Source organism: Peptostreptococcaceae bacterium (assembly GCA_016649995.1).
Lineage (GTDB): Bacteria > Bacillota > Clostridia > Peptostreptococcales > BM714 > BM714.
The window spans coordinates 1-12,086 of the sequence record JAENWJ010000047.1 but is presented as its reverse complement, the minus strand read 5'-3'; the positions used below and the strand labels follow the sequence as shown (position 1 = coordinate 12,086).

10 protein-coding genes and 1 other annotated feature are annotated in these 12,086 nt (G+C 41.6%); of the genes, 5 read left to right on the top strand and 5 right to left on the bottom strand.

All coding sequences use genetic code 11. The features are described 5' to 3' along the window. Positions 1-156 precede the first annotated feature (156 nt). From JJE29_07595 to JJE29_07585, 3 genes are all read left to right on the top strand, one after another. Positions 157-834, top strand: coding sequence for a metal-dependent hydrolase (locus JJE29_07595; GenBank protein ID MBK5252477.1), 678 nt, complete (start codon positions 157-159; stop codon positions 832-834). A gap of 12 nt (positions 835-846) precedes the next feature. Beyond that, a complete protein-coding gene (locus tag JJE29_07590; protein MBK5252476.1) occupies positions 847-1,737 on the top strand; it encodes a DMT family transporter in 891 nt (296 codons plus the stop codon). Positions 1,738-1,937: 200 nt separating this feature from the next. Then, on the top strand, positions 1,938-2,783 hold the full coding sequence (locus JJE29_07585; GenBank protein MBK5252475.1) for a DMT family transporter: 846 nt from the start codon (positions 1,938-1,940) through the stop codon (positions 2,781-2,783). A gap of 266 nt (positions 2,784-3,049) precedes the next feature. Here JJE29_07585 and lspA read toward each other — a convergent pair whose 3' ends face one another. The 3 genes from lspA to cls all read right to left on the bottom strand — a co-directional run bounded on the left by lspA (position 3,050) and on the right by cls (position 6,796). Next, positions 3,050-3,499 carry a signal peptidase II gene (lspA, locus tag JJE29_07580; GenBank protein MBK5252474.1) on the bottom strand — a complete coding sequence of 150 codons (450 nt, stop codon included), beginning with the start codon at positions 3,497-3,499 and terminating at the stop codon, positions 3,050-3,052. Positions 3,500-3,520: 21 nt separating this feature from the next. Then, complete coding sequence (gene asnS / locus JJE29_07575; GenBank protein ID MBK5252473.1) at positions 3,521-4,915, bottom strand: asparagine--tRNA ligase; 1,395 nt, start codon at positions 4,913-4,915, stop codon at positions 3,521-3,523. Between the two features lie 54 nt (positions 4,916-4,969). Further along, positions 4,970-5,184: a binding site (T-box leader), on the bottom strand. A gap of 55 nt (positions 5,185-5,239) precedes the next feature. Continuing rightward, positions 5,240-6,796 (bottom strand): cardiolipin synthase, encoded by a 1,557-nt coding sequence (gene cls / locus JJE29_07570; protein ID MBK5252472.1) that lies wholly within the window; start codon positions 6,794-6,796, stop codon positions 5,240-5,242. A gap of 143 nt (positions 6,797-6,939) precedes the next feature. Between cls and pyrR the strand changes: the two genes are divergently transcribed. Next, the gene (gene pyrR / locus JJE29_07565; protein MBK5252471.1) at positions 6,940-7,479 is read left to right on the top strand and encodes a bifunctional pyr operon transcriptional regulator/uracil phosphoribosyltransferase PyrR; all 540 of its coding nucleotides are present in this window, start codon (positions 6,940-6,942) and stop codon (positions 7,477-7,479) included. 271 nt (positions 7,480-7,750) lie between these two features. Beyond that, complete coding sequence (locus JJE29_07560) at positions 7,751-8,974, top strand: uracil permease (GenBank protein MBK5252470.1); 1,224 nt, start codon at positions 7,751-7,753, stop codon at positions 8,972-8,974. 363 nt (positions 8,975-9,337) lie between these two features. Here the strand turns inward: JJE29_07560 and JJE29_07555 are convergent, their stop codons facing one another. Together JJE29_07555 and JJE29_07550 are read right to left on the bottom strand one after the other, a co-directional pair. Then, positions 9,338-10,840: an SH3 domain-containing protein gene (locus JJE29_07555; GenBank protein MBK5252469.1), complete on the bottom strand. Its 1,503-nt coding sequence runs from the start codon at positions 10,838-10,840 to the stop codon at positions 9,338-9,340. A gap of 130 nt (positions 10,841-10,970) precedes the next feature. Beyond that, the coding region (locus tag JJE29_07550; GenBank protein ID MBK5252468.1) for a L,D-transpeptidase at positions 10,971-12,086 on the bottom strand (1,116 nt) is incomplete at its 5' end.

Sequence of the window (12,086 nt, the reverse complement as noted above, 5' to 3'; positions counted from 1 at the left end):
TCTTAGAGCATTGGAAGAAAAAGAATCAGCCTGATAATTCAGGTTTAAACTCTAAGAAAAAGCAGAAAACGGCAAAGCCGCTTTCTGCTTTTTTATTTATTATTAACAAAATAAAAGCTTTTGCTATATAATAAGTATGGGAAAGGAAGTGATAATATGAAACTTCACTATTACGGCCATTCGGCATTCCGTTTGACCGGTGAAAATTTCAACCTCTTAATCGATCCGTTTCTGCTAGGAAACCCCCTATGCGAAACAGACCCTAAAACCCTTGATGGAATAACACATATACTTGTGACCCATGGACACGGAGACCATATTGGCGACACTGCCAGCATCGCCAAGCAAAACAATTCGCTTATAGTTTGCAACGCAGAAATGGCGTCCTTCTTTTCGAATATGAATCTGAAAACACATGCTATGCACATTGGTGGAGCATATCAATTCTGTTTCGGAAGAGTGAAAATGACCCAGGCCGCCCACGGCTCCGGAATACAAACTACAGGCGGCATAATATGCGGAGGAAATCCGTGTGGATTCCTGATTGAAGCCGACGGAAGGAAAATATACCACGCAGGAGACACCGGTCTCATCTGGGACATGAAGCTGCTTGAAGATGAACATGTCGATTACGCACTTCTACCGATAGGCGGCAACTTCACGATGGATGTTGCCGACGCAGTGCGCGCAGTTGATTTCATAAAACCCAAGACATCAATTCCGATGCATTACAACACATTTCCGCTTATCGAGGCCTCACCCGAACTATTCAAGACCTCGGTTCAAAACAACCATGTCATAATACTAAAACCAAATACCGCAATTGATATTTAGACAGGAGCCAACATGGACAACGATCGAAAAGGGGTCTTCTGGATTCTGATTTCCACCTTCTTCTTAGCGCTTATGGGAGTAGTAGTGAAATGGACTCCTGAAATCCCTATATTTGAAAAGGTTCTCGCAAGGAATTTTATAGGCGCAATCATAATGTTTTTTATCATAAAAAGAAAAAATATACCTTTTAAGCTCAACCATGCACCACTCATGCTTTACAGATCAGCGAACGGAACACTTGGGATACTCACACAGTTTTGGGCAATTTCGCTTTTGCCTCTTTCAAACGCAGTAATTATAAACAGTCTTTCACCATTTTTTGTTTTGTTTTTAGCCTACTTCTTTCTCAAGGAAAAGATACGATCAAAATCGATTTTGGCTATATTGATTGCCATGTGCGGCGCTCTGCTGGTAGTAAAACCGGCATCCGGAGTGGACTTGTTCCCCTCACTGATTGGAGTGTCTTCCGCTTTCTTCGCTGCCAGCACCTTCGTGCTTCTTCGGAAGCTCAAGGAATATAATCCTCCGGAAATCAATGTATTTTACTTTCTTGTTTTCTCGGTAATCCTAATTTCCCCATTAATGCTGACCAGCTTCTTGATGCCAAGCCCTCAGCAGATTATCAAGCTTCTTGTCATAGGCGTATTCGGAACAATAACCCAAATAACCATGACCGTAGCCTACAAATACGCGGAGGCATCCAAGCTCGCCATCTACATTTACCTCAATATCGTAATGTCATCTATAATTGCCGTATTCATGTTTAAAGAAATCCCCGATTTTCTAAGCATCTGTGGTGGAACTCTCATAATAACGGGCGGATATGTAAACTATAAAGCAGCACTTAAATCCAAACAAACAACTATCAATGAGGAAATCAAATGTCAAAACTCTCATTTGTAACACCGACCTAATCTGTAATGCGATTTTGAGGATGCCGTGCGCGCAGTTGATTTCATAAAAGCCAAGACATCTATTCCGATGCATTACAACACATTTTCATTTATCAAGACCTCCCCCGAGCTATTCAAGACCTCGGTTCAAAACAACCATGTCATAATATAAAACCAAATACCTCAATTGATATTTAGACAGGAGCTAACATGGACAACGATCGAAAAGGAATTTTCTTGATTTTGGTTGCCACCTTCTTCTTCGCACTTATTGGAGCAGTTGTGAAATGGACTCCTGAAATCCCTGCATTTGAAAAGGTTTTCGCAAGGAATCTTATAGGCGCAATCATTATGTTTTTTATCATAAAAAGAAAAAATATACCTTTTAAGCTTAACCATGCACCATTCATGCTTTATAGATCAGCTAATGGAACACTTGGTGCTCTCACACAGTATTGGGCAATTTCGTTACTGCCGCTTTCAACTGCAGTAATTCTAAACAGTCTTAAAACATTTTTTGTTTTGTTTTTGGCCTATTTCTTTCTCAAGGAAAAGATACGGTCGAAATCGGTTTTGGCTATATTGATTGCCATGTGCGGAGCTCTGTTAGTAGTAAAACCGGCATCCGGAATAGACTTATTTCCCTCCCTTATAGGTCTGTCTTCCGCTTTCTTCGCCGCAAGCACCTTCGTGCTTCTTCGGAAGCTCAAGGAATATAATCCTCCGGAAATCAATGTTTTCTACTTTCTTGTTTTCTCTTTAATTCTGGTTTCCCCATTTATGCTTACTAGCTTTGTATTTCCAAGTCTTACGCAACTGGCCAAGCTTCTTGTCATAGGCGTATTCGGAACAATGGCCCAAATAACCATGACCGTAGCCTACAAATACGCTGAGGCATCCAAGCTCGCCATCTACTCCTACTTAAATATGGTCATGTCATCTATAATTGCCGTATTCATGTTCAAAGAAATCCCCGATTTTCTAAGCATCTGCGGAGGATCCTTAATAATCATGGGCGGATATGCAAACTATAAAGCAGCGCTCAAATCCAAATAAGCAACTATCAAGGAGAAAACCAAATGTCAAAAATCTCATTTGTAACCCCGGAATGCCGATATTTCAGCTGAGAAGACAAAATTTTTACAGCAAATGTCCGAGCAAATTAAAAGACATCATACAACAAAAGCCACTTCGGCAATTAAGTCGAAGTGGCTTTTGTCTTGTTTATCTATGATTTTCTTTCTTTGGTTTTTCTTTCTTCCAACTTTCTACATTCCACTTTCCACTGCTTTCGAAGTCAACGCAGAAATCCGGCTTTCTCGTCAAGCTGAGGCTTTGTCAAAGAGAATGGTATAGCCCAGCAGCAAAGCCCCTACTACTATGAAGCTGTCTGCTACATTAAAAATAGCAAAATCAATCAGTCTGAAATCTATGAAATCAACTACATAATTCCACAATATGCGATCAATAAAATTTCCCATTGCTCCGCCTATGATCATTGCCATTGCTATATTTGCCAATGCGCTCATATGCTCCTTTTCTCTCCAGAAATAAAAACACATAACCATTATTACCATCCCAGTGAAGAGAATCAGAAGTCCCTGCTTTCCGGTCAAAATGCTGAACGCCGCTCCCGTGTTCTCCGCATAGGTAAAATGCAAGGCTCCGTCTATTAGCGGAAAGGTGTCTACCTTTTGGAGATGCTCTATTGCCAGATACTTGGTGAAGCGGTCTATACACAAAATGCCTATGACCATAATAATATAGTACATGTTTGCCCCCTCAAGCGTCCTTTAGAATTCAGAGTTTTTTGGTGTCCTCGGGAATGGAAGCACGTCTCTGATATTGCTCATCCCGGTTATATACATAATTACACGTTCTAGACCCAATCCATAACCTGCGTGTTTCGCTCCGCCATACTTTCTAAGCTCTTTATACCACCAGTAATCGTCTTGATTGAGACCCATTTCGTCAATTCTTCTTTCGAGAACATCGTAACGCTCTTCCCTTTGACTTCCACCGATGATTTCGCCAACGCCCGGAACAAGAAGGTCCATTGCAGCAACGGTATTTTTATCGTCATTTAAACGCATGTAGAAGGCTTTTATGTCCTTTGGATAGTCAGTAACAAATATGGGCTTTTGGAAGACCTTCTCCGTAAGGTATCTTTCATGCTCCGTTTGGAGGTCGCAACCCCACTCTACAGGATACTGAAAATCAACCTTTGCTTCTTTTAAAAGCTCTATCGCCTTTGTATATGTTATCCTTCCAAAATCGGAATTTGCCACATTTTCCAGTCTGTCTTTCAGTCCCTTATCAATGAATTTGTTGAAAAATTCCATTTCATCGGGTGCCTGCTCCATTACATAGTTGATTACATACTTAATCATGTCCTCGGCAAGCTCCATGTTGTCATCCAAATCGGCAAACGCTATTTCAGGCTCTACCATCCAAAACTCCGATGCATGTCTTGCAGTGTTTGAGTTTTCAGCCCTAAATGTCGGTCCAAAAGTATATACATTTCTGAAAGCAAGCGCAAATATCTCCGCTTCGAGCTGTCCACTTACTGTAAGATTTGATTCCTTTCCGAAGAAATCATTTTCGTAATCTATTTTCCCTTCTTCGTTCTTAGGCACATCGTTCAGGTCAAGGGTCGTAACCCTAAACATCTCCCCCGCACCCTCGCAATCGCTTCCTGTAATGATTGGGGTATGCACATAAACGAATCCGCGGTCCTGGAAAAACTTGTGGAGCGCATAGCTCACAAGCGACCTAACTCTGAATACAGCCGAAAAGGTATTGCTTCTCGGTCTTAAGTGGGCTATCGTTCTGAGATACTCGAATGTATGCCTTTTCTTTTGAAGTGGGTAGGTCTTCTCCGACTCCCCTTGCACCTCTATGGAATCAGCCTTGATTTCGAATGGTTGTTTGGCGTCCGGAGTCAAAACCAGGGTCCCCTCCACAGAAACTGACGCGCTTATTCCAAGTTTCTTTATCGTTTCAAAGTTTTCCAAATTCTCTTCGAAAACGATTTGAACATTCTTAAAAAAAGTCCCATCGTTCAATTCTATGAATCCAAAAGCCTTTGAAGCTCTGATGGTTCGAATCCAGCCTGCAACAGACACCTTTTGATCTGAATATGTATCCGGATTTTTGTAAATTTCCTTAATTAATTCAAATTTTTTCATTCCACATTCACTCCTCACACAATATTTTCGCATAACAAAAGCCTTCCATCCTGCGTAAGGGACGAAAGGCGATTTCGCGGTGCCACCCTGATTGACATTTTCAGTCCATCTCGTTTTCGATATAACGGTAGATACCGTCTGCGCCTAATCTTCGCTTTTCGGACAGAGGCTCGGAAGTGTTCTTCGTCGGATGCTCCACACCGGACTTCCACAATCTCCGGTTCGCTTGAGCTTCTGCAGCCGATTACTCTCTTCCTCATCGCCTTCTATTTCATTATTGCCATTATAATATAGACATATCATGTTGTCAAAGGATTAGCGCCTCTATAGAAGCGGTGAAAGAAGCCTTCCGTACGATTCCAGGAACTTGACCCCGATGCCTCTTTCTTTGTGCTCTTTAAGGTTGATTTCCTTGCTTTCCTCAATGTCGCTCTGGAAATCCATTTCCAGCTTTCGGACGGTCTTGCGGTTGTAAATGAAAGCATTAACTTCAAAATTTATTTCGAGGCTTCTGATGTCTAGATTTGCCGTTCCTACAGATGCAACCGTATCATCCACTATAAAGACCTTGCTATGCATGAATCCCTTTTGATATGTGTAAATCCGAACTCCCGCTTCCATCAAATCCTCAATGTTTCCCCTCGAAGCCCAGTAAACGGTAAAGTGGTCCGGCTTGCTCGGCATTATGATTCTAACATCCAAGCCACTCAAAGCCGCAGTCTTTAACGCAACGCTAAGACTCTTGTCCGGAACAAGGTAGGGAGTCGTAATCCAAATTCTCGACTTTGCCGCCGTTATCATCGTGAAATAGGCCTGTTGAATCGATTCCCAATCCGAGTCCGGCCCGCATGAACTTATTTGCAAAAGCTCGTCTCCTCTATAGTCAATCTTGGGGTAGTGATCTATACCTTCAAGGTATTCTCCGGATACAAATTCCCAATCCTTAAGAAAAATATTTTGCAGTACGTAAACGCCTTCCCCTTCGATGCGCATGTGGGTATCTCTCCAATATCCCAAACGCGGATTGTTGCCAAGATACTCATCCCCAATATTCATTCCCCCAACGAATCCCACCTTGCCATCAACCACGACTATTTTTCTGTGATTCCTGTAGTTGAGTTCTCTGCTCAAAACAGGAAATATTACGGGGAAAAACTCTTTTACTAAAACCCCGCTTTCCTTGAGCGAGTTCAGATATGTCTTGGGTAATCCCCAGCATCCAACACTGTCGTATATTAAACGGACTTCAACTCCTGCAAGCGCTTTCTCAACCAGTATTTCCCGCAATATGTTTCCAATTTCATCGTCCTTTATTATGAAATACTCCAGATGTATCTGTTTCTCGGCGCCTCTTAAGGCTCTTATTATCGAACTGTATGTTTCTCTTCCGTCTGAATATATCTCAGTTGCATTATTTACCGTAAAAATCGCATTCGAATTATTGAGCAAAAGCCTTGCAAGTCTTTGACTTACGGGAGAATCAAGGTCTCCCGTCATTGGATACTCCATAATCATTTCCTTCTGCAGATTTACCGTGTTTTCGAGATGCTTTGATCCAGCTCGTTTCTTTTTCGCAAACATCCTTCTGCGGCGGTAGCCATGTCCGAACATAATATAGAAAACAAATCCAACAAACGGAAGCACAACAAGTATGAGAAGCCATGCCATCGTCTTAGCCGGATCCTTGCTTTCAAAAAAAATAACGACACCCACCAACACCGTGTAAACCGTAAAAACGGTCATGAACAAGCCCTTTGCTTTTGATAAACCATATCCAAATAGTCCCATTGATATGAATGGATAGCTCAACAAAAATATTGCCGCCACAATCAAAACAATAAAAGTAATTGCCGCTATGCTTTTTTTCGATAGTTTGTTCATTTTTTCACCTGCCAAAATATATGTCTTTTATTATTATACATTTTAATCCTTCCGACTGTTAGTGTATTACCCATAATTTTCTTGAGAAAAGCATGCTTTTAGTTATAATGATAGTATGCAGCAATTTTAAAGGAGGAATTTTCATGGATTTCAAGACTAGAATCATGGATGATGCCGCAATAAACCGTTCAATCACTAGAATAGCCCACGAAATAATTGAGCGCAATGGTGGAGTAGAAAACATAGTACTTGTTGGAATATATACACGGGGCGTATACCTTGCCCAAAAGATAGCCGAAAAAATAAATAAAATTGAAGAATGCGACATTAAAATAGGTTCCCTCGACATAACCCTTTACAGGGATGACCTGAGCAAACTTGGTGAAAATCCCATAGTCAACAGCACAAATATCGCATTCAGCATTGATGAAAAAAATGTAATTCTTATTGACGATGTACTCTTCACAGGACGGACTGTTAGGGCCGCAATGGACGCACTTATGGATTTCGGAAGACCTAAAAGCATACAACTTGCAATACTAATAGACAGAGGACACAGAGAGCTTCCAATAAGACCGGATTTCATCGGGAAAAATGTTCCTACCTCCAAAAACGAAATCATACATGTAAGAATTTTCGATGTCGATGGTGCCGAGGATGTTCTCCTTTCAGAAAGAAAATGAGGTCTCCATCTTTTTTATGATATTATTCGCCAAGCAGCTTGACTGCATTTTTCTTTGATGTTATTATTATTACAGAATTGAATATGGACGCCTTTAATTTGACCCCGTGAGGTTGAAAAGGAACATACAAGTGCAATATGCTTGTATGGTTTTCATGCCTATTAGGATTGAAACAAGCCTTTCTGCTCGCGAAGCAGAAAGGCTTTTATTTTACCCGGTTGTGGGGCGTCTTGTTTTATTGACACTTAATAAAATGAGAAAGGAGATTATTATGGAAAAGCTTGAACAAAAGGTTGTACCAATTTCCAGTGAACCCGAAATTTCATTGAACAAGAAGGTTGTTTTGGGGGTTCAGCATACATTCACAATGTTCGGAGCCACCGTACTTGTTCCACTAATCACAGGATTCGATATATCCGTGGCGCTTTTCATGGCCGGTGTGGGAACGCTTCTGTTCCACCTAATCACCAAAGGAAAGGTCCCGGCATTTCTTGGTTCTTCCTTCGCCTTCATCCCTCCTGTTATGGCAGCAATGGCAGCCTCCAACATGCAATACGCACAAGGGGGTCTGGTAGTAGCCGGTCTTATCTACCTTGTGATGGCCGGCCTCATAAGCATCTTTGGAACAGAGAAGATAGTCAGCTTCTTTCCTCCAATCATAACGGGCCCAATAATAATCGTAATAGGCCTTAAGCTTGCACCTACCGCAATAGGCATGGCCAGTGGAAACTGGATGCTCGCAGTAGTAAGCTTCGCTATTGTAACAGCAGTCAGCATATACGGAAAAGGCTTCATCAAGGTTCTTCCCGTGCTAGTTGGACTAATCGGAGGATATATCTTCTCCGCAGTCACAGGATACGTAGACTTTAGCGGAATCATAGCCGCAGATTGGTTCGGCATTCCCCATTTTCAAATGGCAAAATTCAACCTGAGCACAATAATGATGGTAGCTCCAGTAGCAATAGCCACGATGGTAGAGCACATTGGCGATGTAATAGCCATAGGCGCCACCACTAATAATGATTTCATGAAGGATCCAGGACTCAAAAGAACGCTTCTTGGAGACGGAATAGCAACATCGCTTTCGGCAATGTTCGGCGGACCTGCAAACACAACCTATTCCGAGAACATAGGCGTATTGGCACTTACAAAGGTTTATGATCCTTCAATCATGAGAATAGCCGCATGCTTTGCAATAATTCTTGGAATAATGCCCAAACTTGGTGCAATAATAAGTTCGGTACCTGCAGCAGTTATAGGAGGCATCTCTATCATACTCTTCGGAATGATAGCCTCTATAGGAGCCAGAACTTTGGTAGACAACAAGATAGACTTCAATAAATCCAGAAACCTTATCATTTCAGCCGTAATATTAGTTCTAGGACTTGGCGGAGCTTCCCTCCCCGTAAACATCGCCGGAGCAAGCTTTGCTGTTGAAGGCATGGCACTTGCAGCAATCGTGGGCATAATCCTCAACAAGGTTCTGCCTCAATAGTCATACAACTTAAAGGAGCCAAATCAGTATAAATGTAGTGTAAAAAATATAATATATATTATTTAAGCCTTACATATCAATAGTTAGAGATATATCTCTAACGAAAAAAAATAAACACATCCATTCTCGCCCAGAGTTATCTGGTCGCGTAGTAAATGGATGTGTTTTTTATTGTTTAATAAAAACCAAAGCAATAAACATACACGTTCAATGTTTTTTGCTTTGGTTTTTTGTTTTTAATCTTTTTCTGCAAACTGCATGCTGCCAACTAATAACAGGGTTAAATACCCTGTTATTCAATACGTGACAGAACTAGTTTTATATGGCAACGCTGAAATTGGCCTTTCTCATCAATCTGATATGTTATTCTTTTTCCAGTCCGCCCTCATCATACTTGTTGGATGGATTCCAAAGAATAAAGCCTCCGACACCGTTATCATCCAGGCCCTTGATTTGAGCCCTTATCTGATCCGCACCATAGCTGATATGGCCCTTTACATATGACGCTGTAAAGTCCTGTATCCACGGCCTTATTATTGCCGGGGTTTCAATATTTTTGTTCTTCATTACCGAATCCCTGGTGCACCTGTAAATCGTTTCATACGGGAAAGCATCCGGGACGCTCAGTCCATACACTCCAGGCCCGTAATGACTAGGATACATCATCGGTGATATATAATCCACAACGTTGCTTATTGCCTCCCAATACTGCCCGATTCCCATATCGTCTCCCACCGACCCAACCAGTCCAAATACATCGGCCGAGATATATACTTCGTAAGGATCAAGTTCCTCTCTGGCGTACTTTAGGAAATTCTGCACAGCAAGCGGTTTCGACTCTCCAAGCTTGTTCTTATAATCCAAATATGCATCTTTCTTTCCACCATTCGATGTCGGGAACCTTACATAGTCAAACTGTATTTCATTGAAGCCGGCTTCAGCGGCTTCCTTTGCCACTCCCACAATATATTCCCAAAGTCCCCTATCGTAGGCACTGCTCCACTGCACATTATCTTTGAAATATAAGGGAGCGCCGCTGTCCTTGTAAACAACTCCCGACTCCGGATGTTCCTTAACATACTTTGGATCCACGAAGCATACGATTCTGGCTATAGTATAGATGTCGTGTTCCTTTAGTTTCTTCATAAGAGCATCTATATCTTTAACCGGGACACTCTTGTTTGCGCTCGGATTCAATCTCGCCGCCGTTTCGGTTTCAAACAACATGCTTCCATTATCATCCTTCATGTTTATTACGAATGCGTTTATGCGTGTCTTGTCCGCAAGCTCAAGCAATGTGTCAACCCTGCTGCTACCTGCCGAATAAGATGTAAGGTATATTCCGTTTGTCGTTATTCTTGGATTACTCGCATAATCACCCTTTATTTGGGGAGAAAAATCGATATTCTCATACCCAGGGCCAAGAAGCTCCATCTTGTCCATTACTGTATACTCTGCCGAAACCCATCCGGAATCGCCATTCTTATGCTCATAAAAAATCTTGTACCACGCAGGAGAACCATCTTCTTCAAACACGGTTTCAATTACAGAAACCTGAGACCCCTTGATGATTTTGCCTACAATCGATGCATTTGCTTCGCTGTCGCTTCGTACATTCAAAACACTGGCACTGATGTAGAGCAATTCATCATTGTTTCCGTCTTCAACTGCTGTTTCCTCTCCGGCTGTTTCTTCCCCTTCTATTTTTTCGACTTCTTCGAAGCCTTCAGAAACCACTTTTTCACCAGCTTGCTCTTCATCATTTTCGCTTTCTGAAGGCAGGGCTCCCTTGTCTTCGCAACCTGCAAACATCAATACAATGGTCAATAAAAATAAAATTGATATGATTCCTTTTCTTTTCTTCATCCCGCACCTCTTTCAATTTATATGTTCTTATTCAATTATAAAGGCAAACTCATCCCTTTTCACTATAAATATATCAACAACAATATAATATCTTTAAAAGAGTGCACCCTTTATGGATGCACTCCCTTATTTATTCTATTACAATAACTGATGATTTACCTACTTCTACCCATTCATACAGGAACTTCGCATGGCTTGTATAATTTCTCACACACTTGTGGGAGCGCGGAACAGTTCCTATCGTAAATAGATATTCCTTCATTCCCGGATCCACGTTCACACCATTCACTTTATTATAGTTCACCGGCACCCCATGGATGTACGCTCCGGCATTGAATCTGATTGTATATGGGGCGTATCCGGCCACTTCTTTTGTTATGTCGTCTAAATAAATAAATTTCGGTCGAGTGTTAATTACCATCCAATACCCTAAAGAAGTCGGAAGCTTGTATGTGGACTTTTCTCCAGTAGTGGCAAAAATATATGAAATCAAATTCCACTCGCCATCAATTAATTCAAAAACCCCTTCATTTTGATTCTTCCGGTCAATAACGACAACCTTAGTCAACTCCTCTATAGAATTGCTAAAGGAAACATATTTTTTGGGAACCCATAGCTCCTGTCCATCTTCCATGGTTCGCACGCCATAATAGGTCTTCGCATCATTCTCTCCGAAAACCGTAAGAAGAGTTCCGTCTTCAAGGTACCTGAACTCATCTCTGTCCTCCGCGTCATAGTAAGCGGGAGCCGACTGGGACCTTACGATGCCGTATGCATCCTCTGTTTTCCCATTATATAGCGGAGCCCTTCCATTCCTGTTTTTATAGTTTGATATATAGGCCGTTGTATTTCCGTCAACTTCCTCCTTCAGAAGCTTGACCTTTTCAAACATCTTGTCAAATTGATATGTTCTAGCTTCAGCCAATGCGGATAATACGAAGCCTTCCCTCAAATTGTCCCCGTCTTTCCATAGAATCCTGTACCACAGGTCTGTGTCGTATTTCTCGATATATTGCCCTTTGACTGTCGCCCCCAAGTTGACCTTTTCAAAATAATACACCTTGCTTATTATATTATCCCCTATAGCCGGTGTAGCTCTTACATTTAATGTGTTCGTCGTTACAAGAACATAGCTATGTCCGGACGGATGTAAATCGTACTTCAAATCAAGAATAAGACCCTCCGGGATTCCATTTTTAAAGGATTCAACCTCCACAATTGGCTCGGGCTGTTCATCCTCAACCAC

Excerpts from the sequence above, each read along its gene's own strand:
- cls (MBK5252472.1), bottom strand. The coding sequence starts at position 6,796 with ATGAACAAACTATCGAAAAAAAGCATAGCGGCAATTACTTTTATTGTT.
- JJE29_07555 (MBK5252469.1), bottom strand. The coding sequence starts at position 10,840 with ATGAAGAAAAGAAAAGGAATCATATCAATTTTATTTTTATTGACCATT.
- JJE29_07560 (MBK5252470.1), top strand. The coding sequence starts at position 7,751 with ATGGAAAAGCTTGAACAAAAGGTTGTACCAATTTCCAGTGAACCCGAA.
- JJE29_07585 (MBK5252475.1), top strand. The coding sequence starts at position 1,938 with ATGGACAACGATCGAAAAGGAATTTTCTTGATTTTGGTTGCCACCTTC.
- JJE29_07590 (MBK5252476.1), top strand. The coding sequence starts at position 847 with ATGGACAACGATCGAAAAGGGGTCTTCTGGATTCTGATTTCCACCTTC.
- pyrR (MBK5252471.1), top strand. The coding sequence starts at position 6,940 with ATGGATTTCAAGACTAGAATCATGGATGATGCCGCAATAAACCGTTCA.
- asnS (MBK5252473.1), bottom strand. The coding sequence starts at position 4,915 with ATGAAAAAATTTGAATTAATTAAGGAAATTTACAAAAATCCGGATACA.
- lspA (MBK5252474.1), bottom strand. The coding sequence starts at position 3,499 with ATGTACTATATTATTATGGTCATAGGCATTTTGTGTATAGACCGCTTC.
- JJE29_07595 (MBK5252477.1), top strand. The coding sequence starts at position 157 with ATGAAACTTCACTATTACGGCCATTCGGCATTCCGTTTGACCGGTGAA.